At 33.4% G+C, this 16,141-nt stretch carries 20 protein-coding genes and 3 pseudogenes; 6 read left to right on the top strand and 17 right to left on the bottom strand.

From position 1 onward, the window contains the following. Positions 1-106: 106 nt before the first annotated feature. Together cstB and cstA are read right to left on the bottom strand one after the other, a co-directional pair. A complete protein-coding gene (gene cstB, locus KA873_RS00335) occupies positions 107-1,441 on the bottom strand; it encodes a persulfide dioxygenase-sulfurtransferase CstB (protein WP_129335045.1) in 1,335 nt (444 codons plus the stop codon). A 30-nt stretch (positions 1,442-1,471) separates the two neighbouring features. Beyond that, the gene (gene cstA, locus KA873_RS00330; RefSeq protein WP_012816716.1) at positions 1,472-2,539 is read right to left on the bottom strand and encodes a persulfide response sulfurtransferase CstA; all 1,068 of its coding nucleotides are present in this window, start codon (positions 2,537-2,539) and stop codon (positions 1,472-1,474) included. A 137-nt stretch (positions 2,540-2,676) separates the two neighbouring features. Between cstA and cstR the strand changes: the two genes are divergently transcribed. Both cstR and KA873_RS00320 read left to right on the top strand, forming a co-directional pair. Beyond that, positions 2,677-2,937, top strand: coding sequence for a persulfide-sensing transcriptional repressor CstR (gene cstR, locus KA873_RS00325; RefSeq protein WP_031863946.1), 261 nt, complete (start codon positions 2,677-2,679; stop codon positions 2,935-2,937). Further along, positions 2,937-3,692 carry a sulfite exporter TauE/SafE family protein gene (locus tag KA873_RS00320; protein ID WP_031863945.1) on the top strand — a complete coding sequence of 252 codons (756 nt, stop codon included), beginning with the start codon at positions 2,937-2,939 and terminating at the stop codon, positions 3,690-3,692. Before cstR ends, KA873_RS00320 begins: the two co-directional genes overlap by 1 nt. 298 nt (positions 3,693-3,990) lie before the next feature. Here KA873_RS00320 and KA873_RS00315 read toward each other — a convergent pair whose 3' ends face one another. The 7 genes and pseudogenes from KA873_RS00315 to KA873_RS00285 form a co-directional block, all read right to left on the bottom strand. Continuing rightward, complete coding sequence (locus tag KA873_RS00315) at positions 3,991-4,641, bottom strand: NAD(P)-dependent oxidoreductase (RefSeq protein ID WP_031885497.1); 651 nt, start codon at positions 4,639-4,641, stop codon at positions 3,991-3,993. Between the two features lie 16 nt (positions 4,642-4,657). Beyond that, positions 4,658-5,155 (bottom strand): DsbA family protein, encoded by a 498-nt coding sequence (locus tag KA873_RS00310; protein WP_255307513.1) that lies wholly within the window; start codon positions 5,153-5,155, stop codon positions 4,658-4,660. A gap of 198 nt (positions 5,156-5,353) precedes the next feature. Further along, positions 5,354-5,781 (bottom strand): annotated as a pseudogene (locus KA873_RS00305) (Rrf2 family transcriptional regulator). Between the two features lie 113 nt (positions 5,782-5,894). Beyond that, positions 5,895-6,386, bottom strand: a pseudogene (gene thyA / locus KA873_RS00300) (thymidylate synthase); the annotation flags it as partial. Between the two features lie 336 nt (positions 6,387-6,722). Continuing rightward, positions 6,723-6,818 (bottom strand): type I toxin-antitoxin system Fst family toxin, encoded by a 96-nt coding sequence (locus KA873_RS00295; RefSeq protein ID WP_011276848.1) that lies wholly within the window; start codon positions 6,816-6,818, stop codon positions 6,723-6,725. A 165-nt stretch (positions 6,819-6,983) separates the two neighbouring features. Next, complete coding sequence (locus KA873_RS00290; protein WP_002467551.1) at positions 6,984-7,331, bottom strand: ArsR/SmtB family transcription factor; 348 nt, start codon at positions 7,329-7,331, stop codon at positions 6,984-6,986. A gap of 18 nt (positions 7,332-7,349) precedes the next feature. Then, positions 7,350-7,967: a CadD family cadmium resistance transporter gene (locus KA873_RS00285; protein WP_002467537.1), complete on the bottom strand. Its 618-nt coding sequence runs from the start codon at positions 7,965-7,967 to the stop codon at positions 7,350-7,352. 488 nt (positions 7,968-8,455) lie between these two features. Here KA873_RS00285 and KA873_RS13520 point away from each other — a divergent pair, with 488 nt between their 5' ends. The 3 genes from KA873_RS13520 to KA873_RS00270 all read left to right on the top strand — a co-directional run bounded on the left by KA873_RS13520 (position 8,456) and on the right by KA873_RS00270 (position 9,218). Beyond that, positions 8,456-8,656 carry a hypothetical protein gene (locus tag KA873_RS13520; protein ID WP_073346352.1) on the top strand — a complete coding sequence of 67 codons (201 nt, stop codon included), beginning with the start codon at positions 8,456-8,458 and terminating at the stop codon, positions 8,654-8,656. A 133-nt stretch (positions 8,657-8,789) separates the two neighbouring features. Further along, entirely contained in the window at positions 8,790-9,020 is a 231-nt protein-coding gene (locus KA873_RS00275) for an SHOCT domain-containing protein (RefSeq protein ID WP_031884148.1), read from the top strand. Positions 9,021-9,071: 51 nt separating this feature from the next. Next, the gene (locus KA873_RS00270) at positions 9,072-9,218 is read left to right on the top strand and encodes a hypothetical protein (protein WP_173020195.1); all 147 of its coding nucleotides are present in this window, start codon (positions 9,072-9,074) and stop codon (positions 9,216-9,218) included. A 73-nt stretch (positions 9,219-9,291) separates the two neighbouring features. On the opposite strand, the gene KA873_RS00265 is transcribed toward KA873_RS00270, so the two are convergent. Then, on the bottom strand, positions 9,292-9,429 hold the full coding sequence (locus KA873_RS00265; protein ID WP_021459086.1) for a hypothetical protein: 138 nt from the start codon (positions 9,427-9,429) through the stop codon (positions 9,292-9,294). A gap of 156 nt (positions 9,430-9,585) precedes the next feature. Here KA873_RS00265 and KA873_RS00260 point away from each other — a divergent pair, with 156 nt between their 5' ends. Continuing rightward, a complete protein-coding gene (locus tag KA873_RS00260) occupies positions 9,586-10,260 on the top strand; it encodes an IS6 family transposase (RefSeq protein WP_002512555.1) in 675 nt (224 codons plus the stop codon). 56 nt (positions 10,261-10,316) lie between these two features. Here KA873_RS00260 and KA873_RS13515 read toward each other — a convergent pair. The 7 genes and pseudogenes from KA873_RS13515 to merR form a co-directional block, all read right to left on the bottom strand. Then, positions 10,317-10,451 (bottom strand): annotated as a pseudogene (locus tag KA873_RS13515) (YnfA family protein); the annotation flags it as partial. Positions 10,452-10,775: 324 nt separating this feature from the next. Next, positions 10,776-12,122, bottom strand: a complete 1,347-nt coding sequence (locus KA873_RS00250) for a dihydrolipoyl dehydrogenase family protein (RefSeq protein WP_019467798.1) — start codon at positions 12,120-12,122, stop codon at positions 10,776-10,778. 125 nt (positions 12,123-12,247) lie between these two features. Next, positions 12,248-13,891 carry a mercury(II) reductase gene (gene merA / locus KA873_RS00245; RefSeq protein ID WP_204180474.1) on the bottom strand — a complete coding sequence of 548 codons (1,644 nt, stop codon included), beginning with the start codon at positions 13,889-13,891 and terminating at the stop codon, positions 12,248-12,250. A 19-nt stretch (positions 13,892-13,910) separates the two neighbouring features. Next, positions 13,911-14,591: a cytochrome c biogenesis CcdA family protein gene (locus KA873_RS00240; protein WP_021459891.1), complete on the bottom strand. Its 681-nt coding sequence runs from the start codon at positions 14,589-14,591 to the stop codon at positions 13,911-13,913. Beyond that, positions 14,588-14,950: a TlpA family protein disulfide reductase gene (locus KA873_RS00235; RefSeq protein ID WP_348635048.1), complete on the bottom strand. Its 363-nt coding sequence runs from the start codon at positions 14,948-14,950 to the stop codon at positions 14,588-14,590. The genes KA873_RS00240 and KA873_RS00235 overlap by 4 nt, the downstream gene beginning before the upstream one ends. A gap of 117 nt (positions 14,951-15,067) precedes the next feature. Then, entirely contained in the window at positions 15,068-15,352 is a 285-nt protein-coding gene (locus tag KA873_RS00230; RefSeq protein WP_002510753.1) for a hypothetical protein, read from the bottom strand. Between the two features lie 27 nt (positions 15,353-15,379). Beyond that, positions 15,380-15,778, bottom strand: coding sequence for an Hg(II)-responsive transcriptional regulator (merR, locus tag KA873_RS00225; RefSeq protein ID WP_002510754.1), 399 nt, complete (start codon positions 15,776-15,778; stop codon positions 15,380-15,382). Positions 15,779-16,141 lie beyond the last annotated feature (363 nt).

Raw genomic sequence — 16,141 nt, 5'->3', positions numbered from 1 at the left:
TATTTTTTTTGTTGGGTTTTTGAACACTTTATTTTATGTAATAGATACTTATTTAGACATAAAAAAAGAGTGTACAGATAATGGTTATTTTCTGTACACTCTTAAATTATTTTAATGATTCTGGAAAATCTTGATAGCCTTCTCTAATATTTACGACATTTTCAAATCCTTTGTTTTCTAAGATACCCACGGCGATTGAACTTCTAACACCTGACTGACAATGTACGTATATTTTATCCTCTTTATTAAATGGAATATTTTCATTTAATAATTTACCATGCGGAATATTGACTGCTTGATCTAAGTGCCCATTATTCCACTCTTCTTCATTACGTACGTCAAGTATATATTCTTCTTTACCAGTCATATCAACGCTATGGATGGATTGGGTTAAAATTTCTGATTTTGGTAAACGATAACCTGCTACATTATCAAATCCAATTAATTGTAAAGTATGCGCTGCTTGTTCAACGGTAGATTTATCACCAATTAAATCTATACTATTTTCATAGTCTAAATACCAACCGATTTGGTTAATAAAGTTTTTGTTGTAAGGAATATTGATCGTTCCTTGTGTATGACCACCGTGAAAGGCTTCTTTGCTACGAAGATCAAATGCTATTCTTTCATTGCTTAAACTAGGATAAACATTGTATGGTTGATATAATTCCATACCAAATTGGTTAATTTTTTTCATTTGTGTAAAATGATGTGGTGGCGCTGGTTGATTTGATGTTAATGTTTCAATGAATTTGGTTTCATCAGTTTCACTAAATGCCCAGTTATTTATTTTTTCATAACCTAGCGTAGACATTGGTACGGCGCCTAATGCTTTACCACAAGGACTTCCAGCACCGTGACCTGGCCAAATTTGAATATAATCTGGTAAATCTTTAACACTTTCTATAGATTGATACATTTGTTTCGCACTAACTTCTGTAGAACCTTCCATTTGAACTGATTTTTCTAGTAAATCAGGTCTACCGATATCACCAACAAAGACAAAATCGCCACTAAATAAGCCCATTGGAACGCTTGAGCCGCCACCTTCATCAGTGAGTAAGAAACTGATACTCTCAGGGGTATGACCAGGTGTATGCAATACTTCTAATTTAATGTTACCTACATGAATAATATCTTGATGTTTAACAAAATGTGTTTGTTCTGGCATATTACGATAACTTAATTCATCGTCACCTTCGCCAGATACATATACGTTTGCATTTAATTGTTCTGCCACATCTCTAATGCCTGAAGCAAAATCAGCGTGGATATGAGTTTCTGCAGCTTGTGTAATTGTAAAACCTTCGCTATCTGCAACTTCCATATATTTTGTTAAGTCACGTACAGGGTCAATTATTATTGCCTCTCCTGTGCGTTGACAGCCAACTAAATAAGATGCTTGAGATAAATTGTTATCGTAAAATTGTTTAAAAAACATATAAAGAACTCCTTATTTTAATAGATTTAATTAAATAAATAAATTATGACTCGCGTTTTCAGTATCACCTATATAAGTGCCTACACCGCCGTACTCAACTTCGTCTCTTAATTCTTCTTTCTTAATGCCCATGACATCCATGCTCATCGTACATGCGATTAATTTGATATCTTGGTCGATTGCTTGGTCGATAAGTGATGGTAATGAATCAACATTTTTCTTTTTCATTACGTAGCGCATCATGATATTACCTAAACCGAACATATTCATTTTAGAGAGTGGCATTTTCAAGGGTGTTTTTGGCAACATAAAATCAAACATTTTTGCGATACCTTTCTTTTTAACGTTAGCTGTTTGCGCTTTTTTCAACGCGTTAAGTCCCCAGAAAGTGAAAAAGATGGTTACATCTCTTCCTGCAGCTTTAGCACCATTCGCAATAATCATTGCTGCCACTGCTTTATCTAATTCTCCACTAAATAGTACAATTGTAGTGCCTTTAGACGTATGACTCACTTCTAAATCTTTGGGTTGTTCTTTTTGAATAATCGCTTTAATTTCATTGTCACCCCCATCAAGTTTTACTAATGTGTGTCCCGTTTGTTTCGCCCAGCTTTTAATATCACTTGCGAATCCTGGATCTGTGACTGTAACCTCAATTTGGTCACCTTCTTGAATATTTTTTACTTCTTTACTGATATTTACAATAGGGCCTGGACATTGAAGACCACTATAGTTTAATTGTTTACGCTCTGCTTTAATTTCTACATTTGTGTTTTCTTCTTTTGTATCATCGCTGACGTTTTTTTCTTCATAAGCTTTATAGCCGCCGTCTAAATTTACAACGTCATAACCTTGTTCAGCTAAATATTTACTAGCTTTAGCACTTCTGTTACCACTTTTACAGTGTACATAATAGGTTTTATTTTTGTCTTTATTGAACGACTCAATCTCATCTACAGGATGCAGTGTGGAACCATTGATGTGCCCCAATTCATATTCTTCTTGTGTTCTTACATCAATCAATTGACCTTGAGAAGTTAATTTTTCTAATTCTGATTTACTTAAATCATTAATATGTTTTTCATTATATTGTTTCATAATAACCTCCTGTTAAATACCTATAAGGGTATGTTAAAAGATATAACTCTTTTTGTCAAATACCCCCGCACGTATTTGACAAACTTGTTTTAATTTATTATTATGACTGTATTCAATTAAAAGTGGAGGAAATTACTATGAATTATGATAAAAACATGATCAATCGTATTAATAGAGTACAAGGGCAATTAAATGGCGTTGTAAAAATGATGGAAGAAGAAAAGCATTGTAAAGATGTGATTACGCAACTTAGTGCTTCAAAAAGTTCATTACAAAGATTAATGGGGATTATTATTAGCGAAAATTTAATTGAATGCGTCAATTCAGCTGATGACAACAATGAAGATTCACAAGAAATCATTAATGAAGCTGTTAACTTATTGGTAAAAAGTAAATAATGGATATTATAAATATTATCATTATGTTGCTCATCGGAGTGTTCGGAGGATTTATATCTGGTCTAGTAGGTATAGGTGGCGCTATTATTATTTACCCAGCCATTTTATTGTTACCGCCACTATTTGGGGCTCCTGCATATAGCGCGTATATCGCATCAGGACTTACTTCTAGCCAAGTCTTTTTCAGTACCTTAAGTGGCTCTTTGAAAGCAAGAAAAAAACCAGAATTCTCACCCCAGTTGGTCCTTTATATGGGAGGAGGTATGATTATAGGGAGCATGTTAGGGGCTTTGCTAGCAAATTTATTTGATGCTACATTTGTAAATATGGTGTATATTATCATTGCTTTACTTGCATTAATATTAATGTTTATTAACGTAAAACCTAGTTCAGACCAATCTTCCTTTAATAAGCCTTTATTGGTTATTGTGGGTCTTTTCGTTGGCATCATTTCGGGTATAGTTGGAGCAGGCGGCGCCTTTATTATTATTCCTATATTATTAGTTTTATTCAAATTACCAATGAATACGGTGGTTGCTAATAGTATAGTAATTGCCTTTATATCTTCAATTGGCGCCTTTATCATTAAACTTATACAAGGTTACATTCCTTTAGAAGACGCGTTATTTTTAATAATAGGGAGTATTATTTTCGCTCCGTTAGGCTTAAAATTAGGTAAAAAAGTCCCTAGTTTTGTACAAAAATGGATCATCAGTATTTTAATTATTATTGCAATTATTCAAATTGTTTTATAAATAAGAAAGAGAGGTACAACTAATATTTGCACTTCTTTTTCTTATTTATAAAGTTAAAACATTCTCAAATAGCAATGGCAAGTTGCTATAAATTCAACAGCTATATACGTATGATTAGGGGGTACCTTAAAAACTCAGTCGTTTTCTTCTAAAACATTTCATATATACAGATTTAATGTTGAATTTTTGGAAATATAAAGCTATATAATTTATTAGTATTTTTCTCTTTGAAATTATACAAGACGTCTCATCATTTTTAGTGATGAGACGTCTTGTATAATCGAACTATTTATATTTCTTAATTATCTTCTGATACCACAGTAAAACGTTCATTTTTATGTTGTGGATTTTCTATCTCATCCACTAGTGCAAATGCAAAATCTGCATAACTAACATAACTATTGCCTTTAGAGTTAAATAATAAATTGTCTTTGCCTGTTTGATAATTTTTAGTTTTAGGACCTTCAGCATCAAAATCTGCAGATGGGCTAAGGAATGTCCAATTAATACCTTTAGAAGCTTTTAAATCTTCTAAATTTCTACTTTGTCCTTTTGAAGTTCCTTTTGCAGTTGGCCCAAATAGTTCAGAAAATTCTGGTGTATCCATTAACTTAGTTGTTTGCGCTTCATCAACGTATAAACTACCTGCACCACCAACGATAATTGCTCTTGTATCAGTTTCTTTCAATGCTTCAATAAGTGCACGTCCAGCTTTCACATGTGGTTCTTCTTCACCAAGAGGCGCACCAAATGCATTAACAACTACATCTAAATCTTTCAAGTCTTCAGAAGTAATATCATATATTTCTTTTTCTAAAATATTTATATTACTACTTGATAATTTTGAAGCATTTCTAACAATTGCTGTTACTTCATGTCCTCTTTCGATTGATTCTTCTAATACTAGTTTTCCAACTTTTCCACTTGCTCCAATAATTCCAATTTTCATAATAAATTCCTCCTAATTATAGTATATTTAATAAAAAGACTAATAGCGCTAAAAAGCCTATCATTAGTGGTAAATAAACATCTTTAATACGTTCACCTGATTTCATTCTTACTGTTACGGCCCCAGCCATTAACATAGCAATCCAAAAGCCACTAAAAGCTCCCACAAGAACGTGCCATATACTAACATCTTTAGCAAGTTCAGTAAGTACTTCAATTTCTCTAATATTTTTATCTTCTTGGAAAAATGCTTCATAAACACGATTGTTATATTCATTTGCTTTTCCATGTTCTTTCGCAAAATAGAAGCCCTCGTGCGCTAAATCTGTATAAGGATGGGGAGACACATTTGGTAATTTCATATCTACTCCCCATTCAGTTATTCTTGGATATATCACTTGCTGCCAGAGTGATAGTTTGGATGAGTCATTAACAGGATCTAATTGCTCTAATGGTTTGGGTCTTAGCTCAAATGTTTGCCATTCTATAGATATATCAGCATCTGTTTCTTTTATTGCTTTTTCAAGTTAATCCTTGCCTATAAAACAAAAAGGACAAACATAATCAGAATAAACGCTTACTTTTAGTGACAAAATAATTTCTCCTTCCAATAATGTTTATTAAGATGGTTAATACAGTTTCATCAAATGTAAGTAAACAACACGCTCGTACTTGTAATAGTTACAGTTACAAACAAGGGGAGACGGATATATTTATCCGTTGTTTACTAGAATTTTATTTACTATATTTTCTAATGTTACACTTTTTAATACTGTCTCCATAGCATCCTGTGCGTTTTTCAAAATAACTTCCAATAGAATTTGTATGTTTGCACCAACTGTACAGTCGATATTGGTATCTTCATGTATTTGGAATAAACGGCCTTGTTCAACAACTTCTACAGCTTTATAAACATCAAATAATGTAATCTCGTCTAATGATTTTAAAAGTTTAACTCCTGAATTGCCATGTGAAGTTTCAATAAAACCAACTTTTTTAAGTTCCCCATTAATCTTCGAATAACAACAGGATTAGTATTCACACTTTCTGCAATTTGATTCGATGTTAAAGCATAATTTTTTTCGATTTTTATTAAAGCCAATATATGAACAGCGACCGTAAAACGACTACTTATTTTCAAATCAAGCACCTCATTGTAACTATTTTAGTTACAATGAGGAATATTGTCAAATCTTTTTTATCTTATTTATAAAAATGAATGTGATAGCTTTATAAAATCCCTTACTTTCATTATCATTCCGCTATATCATATTTAAAAATTCCATTATGTTTATAATTATTCAACTGTACTTCAGATAGTCTACGTTCAAAAAAAGATTTAAGATTACCCTTCTCATCATATTTACTAGGTAGACTTATTGTTGGTTTAGATTGATTAATAGGATTGGATAGTTGCTTCTTTAATGTATCTATATGTTTAAGATATACATGGGCATCATCTATACACCAATACAAATTTCCTAACTCATAACCACATTGGTCTGCTATTAACCTGTGTAAAACCGCATATTGAAATACATTAAATGGATGACCTAGAGCCATATCTGCCGAACGTTGTTTCACATGTAAATTTAAAGCACCGTAACTCACTTTCCAATTTGTAGCCCAAACACACGGTTCTAATGACATTTCATCTAAATCATCTACATCCCATAAACTTGTCATAATTCTACGTGATGCTGGATTTTGATTTAATTGGTGTAAAATGTACTCAACTTGATTTAATTTTTTACCTTCACCTAATAATGAAGTTTATGAACGTACAAGGTTCGAAGCAACTATAAAATCGATAAGACAAGATATTGCAAAATATGCTGATATTACTTCAGGTATAACAGTTGAAATGCACGAACCTAAACAAGTACTTAAACGTTGGAACATTGTATTACATGAATTATTAAATATTTAACATGTATAAAATACAATCATATAAAATTTTAGTTTTGCATTCCTATCTACTATGGTGTTATAATGCACTTAACAAGGAATCCAGCATGGATACACCAATCCCCTCACTACCGCAAATAGTGAGGGGATTTTTGTAGGTGTGGCTATTGTCGCCTATTTGTCTTTGCGATTACGCAGCCAATGCGTAAATAACGCAATAATACAACCACTGATGACTGTGGTCGTGATGTGAACAAGGATTTCCAACATGAATAATACCTCCTCCCTACGTCAAATTGACGCCTGAGAGATAGGCGACTCCATTATTATACCATCTGTATCTTTTGAAGCATATGTACTTCCGATAAGTCATTTTATGTTATATCTTTGCTTATTTTATAGTATCAAGACAAGAAGAAACTCGTTTCACTCGTTTCAAAAACCCTCCTGATTTTTAGAGAAAAACTCTCTTATTTCATCGTCTTTAATAAAATAATATGCCATCTTTCCCTTTTTATAAAAATCAAGCACATCATTTTTATATAAAAGTCTTAAATGATGTGAAGTTGAAGCAACACTCATTTTCAATATCAAAGAAATATCACAAACACACAACTCATCTTCTTTAATCAAAGATAATATAATTTTCAATTTCTTCTCATCACAAATCTTTTCTAAAATGTTAAGTAATTTCTTAGATTTATCATCTTCTAAAAAACTTAAGGCATTGTTAACTTTATCCTCATGTACACAGATCACATCACAAGCATTTTTATAGCTCATATAAAATCACACCCTAAATTAAAATATAAATCCTAAAATTGTTTGAATAGTGTCATTTTCTATAATGATAAATAAACCTAAAGCTATATAAATAACAGCCATAATCCAACGACCAAATTTCTCAACAATTTCTCCAACTCCTGGAATATTAGCTAATTTTTGTGCAGTAAATACCAAGAAGAAAATTAAAATTAAAAAGACAAACAAAGTAATTAATAAATTAGTAACACTTAATGTCACAAAATAGGGAACAAATACACCAATATTATCAGCGCCACAACTTGCTATCGTAATAATTGCAATCGTACCAACTAGTTTAGACAATCCTTTTTCATTCAATTCTTTTTTAGCTCTCTCTTCTCCGTCACTATCACCATAAATAGCCACTTTAATTCCTAAATAAATCGGTATTAACCCTAATAATCCTAATATCCATTTTTCAGGAACATAATTTAAGACAAAGGCAAAGAATAAACTTATGACAATCAATGCCACAGATCCTACATATTGACCAATATAAATATCTCGATATTCTTTCCTAGTCTTTGCTCTAGCAAAGAACATTAATAAAATCACTAATAAGTCTAATGCTGTCACAATATAAAGAATAGCAGCAGTTACAATAGTCTGAATCATAATTACACCTCATTCAAAAATATTTTTGAATATATTATAACTTATTTTTTTTAATAATCATAGGTGCTTTATTCCAATTGCTTTATTGACGTTGAGCCTCGGAACTTTTAACAAACTCAAAAAATAGTCGAATGGTTGGCATATAATCATGAATTTTAAATGTTTTCTTTAAACCAAAGATAATATGGAATCAATATGTTCACTCCTTTGGTATATTCGCTGATATTTTATGCGTGCCTTGAGTGGAGATTTTTTGAGTGGCTTTTTCAAAAAATACTACCCGTCCCTTGATGATTTCCAAACGGTTTTCAAGTGCCCCTTGCTGAGATGGCAGGAGGTTTGTTTAAATTCAAATGTTCTTATTTTGAATTTTAAGGGGGTATTTTAAAGAATTAGGTATAAATCATATAGTTTTTAACCTAAAAACATACATAAGCTCTTAAAACGCAAATATGAGCCAAATAAAGATATTGATTTGGAGCGTTCCCATGAAAATATTACGCTCAAAAATTGTGAAACCAAAAAATAAGCATAAGTCAGATATTCAATCTCCCGTTGATGAAACGGCAAAATATCCAATAAAAGATACAGATTATATGACAGATGATGAGGAAAAAGCAGATGAGGAAGCTTTTAGTATTATTGCTTTCTGGAATTGGGAACGTAGGAATTATTTTATTAAAAAATAGTTCAATAATCGGGCCATTTTGCGGTACAATGAATTGCCTTCTGCTACTAATATTAAAAACACTTTTTTGGGATACTAATACCCCATATGGTATAATTGTAAAACAAGAAAGAAGGAAAGGACTGACAAATTGTATGGGTATAGGAAATATGATGGGCGGAATGGGGTTCATTGGCATGATTTTTTGGATTATCATTCTTGGCTTGTTATTTTATGGTGTATATATATTAATTGCAAAAGCTTCAGAAAAACCAAAAGGTGTAAGATCAGATGATTCTTTACAAATTTTAAAGGAAAGGCTGGCCAAAGGGGAAATTAATGAAGATGAATATGAAAAATTAAAGAAAGTGTTAAAAAAAGATTAGGGATACTTTGAATGAAAGGGGAAATAAGCGATGAAAAAGAAGTTACCTTTAGTGCTGTCGTTTGTACTAGCTGGTTTAATCGTCATTGGACAAACTGGTTTTACCCAAGGTTCTGATTATGACCAGAGAATGGATAATATGATAAATGCATGCACGAACTTCATGCAGTCCTTTGATGATAACAAAGAAAATAAGTAGTAAAGTATATAAAAACACAATAACTACAAGGCACTGAACCCTTAAAATGGGAACTTAATAAAAACACTATGTTCTAGGCTGCTAATTCTCTGTATTTTACAGGGGATAAGTAGCCTAGTTTTTGTTTAATTTGTTTTGTTGTTTCCATATGTTCCATCATCATTTGTTGCATCTGCTGCATTTGCTCCATATTCATTTCGGGCATGTTCATTTCAGAACGTCCCATGTAGTAATAAGGGTAACATATTAAAACAACTGTTATGACAAACTTAAAAAACAAAACACAAAAAGGATAGAGTATAAAACTAACGGTTCTGTTGCAAAGTTAATTTTATAGTATAATTTTAACAAAAAAGGAGCGTTCTCTATGAATTATTTTAGATATAAGCAATTTAATAAAGATGTAATAACTGTAGCCGTTGGCTATTACTTAAGATACGCGCTTAGTTATCGTGATATATCTGAAATACTAAGAGAACGCGGCGTTAACGTTCATCATTCAACGATCTACCGTTGGGTTCAAGAATATGCTCCTATTTTGTATCAAATTTGGAAGAAAAAGCATAAAAAAGCTTATTATAAATGGCGCGTTGATGAGACATACATTAAAATAAAAGGAAAATGGTGCTATTTATATCGTGCCATTGATGCAGATGGTCATACATTGGATATTTGGTTACGTAAGAAACGAGATAATCATTCAGCATATGCGTTTATTAAGCGACTTATTAAACAATTTGGTAAACCTCAAATGATAATTACAGACCAGGCACCTTCGACGAAGGTGGCAATGTCTAAGTTGATTAAAGATTTTAAACTTAATCCCGACTGTCATTGTACATCTAAATATCTTAATAACCTCATTGAGCAGGATCACCGTCATATTAAAGTGAGAAAGACGAGATATCAAAGCGTCAATACGGCAAAGAATACACTCAAAGGTATTGAATGTATTTATGGTCTATATAAAAAGAACCGTAGGTCTCTTCAGATCTACGGATTTTCGCCGTGCTACGAAATTAATCACATGTTGGCCAGTTAAGGGAATACTACCATGTTAAAATGATAATTAGTTATATTTTTTCTGACTTTGCAACAGAACCAAACTATGGCTATTCCCCCAAAGATCCCCAAATAAAGTGGCTTCCCTTCTCTGAGACATAACCAAATTAGATAACCACCACCAATTTCAGCTAATCCTGCAACAATGAATACTACAATTGTATAAATCATAAAGCACCCCTTGAACATTTAATCAATATAGCAATTATAACGTATCCTTTTTGAACTATGATAATTATTTCAAGCATAGAGTGATTAACAACAGTTTGGAGGGATAGTATTGAACGAGGATTTTATATATGCAAATCAAATACTTAATAGTCGAGGTACCGTCGGAAAAATACGGACGTTAAGGATTTTGAAAGATAAAAAAGCTTAATCCCTCCGTATTTTTAGTGAGAAATTAAGCTTTTGATTTTCAACAATCGCCCTTTTCTGAATAAGCGTGTACAAGAGATAATGGAAAAATCATGCTGGAAAAACATATGATAAAAATTACAACATGTGTGCAATGTCTGAAGCTACTGTTGGATAGGCAAATATCATTTGTTTCAATTCTTTGGTTGAAATCCCAAAACGAATGGCTGTTGCAAAATGATTAATCAGTTCATCGGCTTCATTACTAATCAAATGAGCACCAACAATTTGATCATGATCTTCGTCAATCAGCACTTTAAACGCAGCAAAGTCCTCATTTGTCCGTTTATACGTAAACCAGTCGGAGATGTTTTTCTGCTTTACTTTAATATTCCGGCCAGAGTTTTTGGCTTCCTCCTCGCTCATACCTACCGATGCCATTTTAGGTACGGTAAATACAGCAGATGGAATCACGGGATATTCAATTTTTTTGCTGTTCCCTTTCAATAAATTAGATGCTACGACATGAGAATCTGCACTGGCTACAGGTGTGAGGGGCAAGCCATCCGTTGCTGCAGCATCTCCAGCTGCATAGACATTCGGGTTACTTACACTTTGCAAATACTCATTAACATGGACACCATGTTTTTTCCTTTCTATATTCCCTTTTTCAAGATTCATATCTAAGGCAGGGACCCGTCCAGCACCATGAATAACAATGTCTGCTTCAAACCGCGTTATATCCTCTTTTTTTCGAGCGTACACATGAAACTTTCCTTGTTCTTTTTCAATGGATTCAACGGAATGTTGAAGATGTACCTGTATGCCAATCTCTTTCGACTTTTCTAAAAGGATATCTACAAGATCTATATCAAAATTCTCCAAAGGTCTTTGACCTCGATGGATAATATGAACTTCTGATCCAGCACGTGCCGCGATATGAGCAAATTCAAACGAAATATACCCACCACCAACAAAGACGATTCTTTGTGGTAATTCATCCAACTCCAAAAACTCATCACTATAAGTAAGATGTTCTTCTCCTTCTATGGGTAAAGGGGTAGGTTTCGCACCACTAGCGATCAAGAAATGACTCCCCTCGAGCACTTCTTTATTCACTTCAAGTTTGTCCTCACTCACGAAAGATGCATTGCCATGATACGTATCGATTCCCTGTTTATTCAATGCTTCCTCTTTTTTTTCCGGGACATCATCTGTAAAGGTTCTTTTAAAATTCATAAGATCTTTCCAGTTGATGGAGACTTCAGACGGTACTCCATTCTTAACCATCCGTTTGTTCCAATCAATAAGCTCGGCAGCACCATGTAGAACCTTTTTTGGGTCACATCCACGTAGTGCACACGTGCCTCCAAACGGCCTGTCATCTACCATAGCTACATTCCAGCCGGCTTTATTACATTTTGCTGCTGTGATTGAACCCGCAGAACCTGTACCAATCACAATAAGATCGTATTTCTTTATCATCATTAATCTCCTCGCAGAATTGACTCTATAATACGTTTGCCTTATTTCTATCTAATGAAACCGCGTACCTTGTCCAAGGTTGAAAGAATCCACCGTCTTAACCAAACGGTGGATTCATTGTGTTGTTATCCCGCACAACAAGATAATTTTGAAACATTTTTATCAAACGTCAGGGCAGCTAATTTCAATCCTTCTGCCATTGTTAAATATGGTGCAAGGATTTCTTTTAAATCATCTACGGTTAAACCAAACTTAACGGCTAAAGTCGCTGCATAAATCACTTCACCTGCATTTTCAGATACAACATGAACCCCTAACATTTTCAATGTTTTCGAATCAGCAATAAGCTTAAAAACACCTGTTGTTTCATGATTTACTATCGCTCTTGGAACAGCATCTAAAGGCAATACGGAGGTTTTGACCTCATAGCCTTTTTCTTTTGCTTGTTCTTCTGTTAAGCCTACTGTTGCTACCCCTGGATTTGTAAATGTCACGCCGGGAACCACTGATAAATCTAGTTTTTTATTTAATCCACCGATTGCATTATCGGCAACAATTCCACCTTCATATGCTGCTAGATAGACAAATTGAGGCCCTAATGTAACATCTCCTGCCGCATAAATCTTTTCATTACTTGTTCTAGCATAATCATTTATCAGTATTTCTTTTCGTTTTCCGACTTTAACCCCAGCTGCATTTAAATTCAACGTATCCGTATTTGGTTTTCTTCCTGTTGCAACAAGCAGCTGCTCTGATTCAATCACTTTTTTCTTGCCATCTACTGTAACATGAACCTTCTTTATCTCTCCAGATTGTTCTACACGCTCAAAAGATGCCCCTTTTACAAGGTTTATTCCTTGTTCAATTAAAGCTTTTTCTACTACTTCAGAAATCTCTGGGTCATACTCTTTTAACAGTCGCTCACTTCTTTGCATAAGCGTTACTTCTGAACCTAAGTTATGAAACAATTGGCCAAGCTCCATTCCGATATATCCTGAACCGATCACCGTTAATCGTTTAGGTACCTTTTTTATTTCAAGGAGCGTTGTACTTGTTAAATACTCCACTTCTTCAAGTCCTGAAATCGGCGGGAGAGAAGGAGATGCACCCGTTGCAATTAAAAAGCGTTTTGCGGAAAGTTTCTCCCCATTGACTTCAACCGTCTGTTCATCAGTAAATTTTGCTTCACCTACAATTAAGTCAATTCCATATTCATCAATTAGATCCACATATTTTTGATTGCGAAGCTCACTCACTAATTCATCTTTTTGCTTGATTAAGGGTGCTAATTCCACTTCTCCAGCAGATGTTTGTAATCCCGTAAATGGATTTACTTTTGCTAAATGATTAATTTCTCCAGCCCTAAGAAGTGTTTTTGATGGAACACAGCCAATGTTTACACATGTTCCGCCAACGGTTCCACGCTCAATCATGGCTACTTTTGCCCCGTATTCAATCGCTTTGATCGCAGCTGAAAAAGCCGAACCACCGGAACCAATGATAAGTAAGTCATAATCGCCTTCATTACCTAACACCACATTTTCTTGTGATGATATTTCTTCTATTTCTCCAGGTTGATATTTCGCCTCATCAATAGCCTTTTTTGCACTTTCAATCCCAATATCATCGGGTAATTCAAATAATACTTCACCGTGACGAAAACTAGCTTCTACATTCTTGGCACCAATATTTTCAAGTGCAACTGCTACATGTTCTTCACAACCCATACAAGTCATGCCACTAACTTTCATACTGATTTTCTTAGTCATTTTTTAACACTCCTTTTAATTATCGAAATATGCCACCCGGACCAATCCCCCAATAATAAGAAATATAAATTCCTGAAATTAAAATAACAATGGAGGAAATAAATTGGATCATTGCCATATTTTTAGAAAGTAATTGTTGGACATATCTTTTTGAAATCAAAGAAACAATGGTTATGGAAGTAACGACAACACCCATACCGATTGAGTACACAATAAATTTAAGTATAACCATCAATAACGAATTATCTTGCATAGATTCAGTGAGTACAAATAAAAAGGCTGGCAACGTACAACTTAATGATGTGATTCCATAAGCAATACCATAGAAATAAACTGATCGTTTACCCTGTTTAATATTAACTCTTAAAGGTAGAGAAACTTTTTTTCCAAGCAACATCCCTAGTCCCAAAAGAAAGATAAGTACGCCCATTAGAAATGACCAAATTGGAAAAACATTGATTAAAGCTCTACCTAATAACGATAATAGAAAACCGGCTATCACAAAAATAGTTAGAAATCCCAACGTCATAGACAATCCTAACCATAGCCCCTTTGAGATTGTCCTTATTAAGGAACGCCTTGTTTCAACCTCTCCTTCACCAATTAAATAACTAATATATGAAGGCAACATAACAATCCCGCAAGGATTAAACGCAGCAACTATTCCTGCTGAAAAAATAAATATAAAGGGAAACGTCATGAACTACTCACTCCAATACGTGTTAGTTCCTTTTGTAAATCATCGAAGGAAGGGTTAACCGCGTGATATATAACTTCTTGATTGCTATCTATTAAAAAAACTTCTTCCAATTGTTTTACTTTATACTTTTTAGTGAGTTCATATTCTTTATCGATTAAATGTGTCCATTCTCCACCATATTGACGTTGGAAATCCTTTAAATCTTGTTCTGTATCTTGTAGGGGATCCATATCAACAGTTATAAGTTGAACATTGTTCCCATATTTATTATGAATCTGTTTAAATACCTTTTCCCCTGCTACACAAGTCGGACACCAAGATGCCATGAAATAAATGAGTGTTGGCTTCTCGGAACTTATTGGTTGTGTTTTTTCATTGTTTATCGTGTTGGTTCCATTGGATATTCCACATGCTGAGAGGCTTACAATAATGAGAGCTGATAATAAAATCTTTTAAAGAACAATATTGATTTCAAATCACTCCCCCCCTTTTTCTTCTGTTTCACTGAATTTAGAATGGCAACAATCCGACTGACATGTATTACGACTACCTCTTCTTTTTACCAACATAATCAGTCCGACAATTAACAAAACAGCACCAAATATCCAAACTTGTTTTCCTATTAAGAAAGCACCCATAGAACTCAATCCAATTGCAATTAAAAGGATTGGTAAAGCGCAACATAGAACCAACAATGCTGGTATTCCTAAAAACAATAATTTATCATTATCCTTTACATTTTTTCGCTTTTGTACAGTCAATTTACATCACCTGCTAAAAAGTTGATTTTAACCCTCAAACATTTTCTCAATAATAGGGCAAGAATATAAATATTCTTCATTCGGACAACATTCTTTTAAATCATTCAACATATTCTCAACACGCATTAAATCTCTAATTTGTTGTTGTACTTCATCAACTTTTTGAGAAACGAACTCATATATATCCGAACACCGCACATCATCCTTATCTACAACACCAAGCAACTTGTGGATTTCACTTAAAGAAAAACCAAGCTCTTGCATCCGTTTAATAAACCATACACGCTTAACATCATCATCTGAATATATCCGATAACCAGCTTTCGTTCGGGAAGGTTCTTGTAATAAATTTTTTTGTTCGTAATATCTAATCGTCTCTTTATTTACCCCACATTTTTCTGCAAATGCAGTAATACGATAACTCACATAGTTCACCTCTAAATAATAATAAACCGCGTACCATAGTACGCGGTCAAGTATAATACATTTTTCTTCTTCAAGTGTCTTGCTTGTACTTTAAGGGAGCCTATCAACTCCACTTGGTTATTATTGTGATCTACTCAAACATTATAGTCAAATGACCATTTGATTGTATTTGTTATTCCTTTAAATAGTGACATAAATGGTTATTTTCTGTACATTACAAAATAAAAAAGTCAAATGGTATATACCCCTATACCGTATATGTTATACTCAAATTGTCTTATTACTATCTTTAAAAATATAAAATTAGGAGGTTTAATTTTGTCGAATAACAAAAAACACCAAAATCATGAGCATCATAGTCAT

Source organism: Staphylococcus sp. GDY8P45P, assembly GCF_017892745.1.
Lineage (GTDB): Bacteria > Bacillota > Bacilli > Staphylococcales > Staphylococcaceae > Staphylococcus > Staphylococcus cohnii.
Note: the sequence above shows the minus strand (reverse complement) of the source record. Positions and strands in the feature narration are given on the sequence as shown.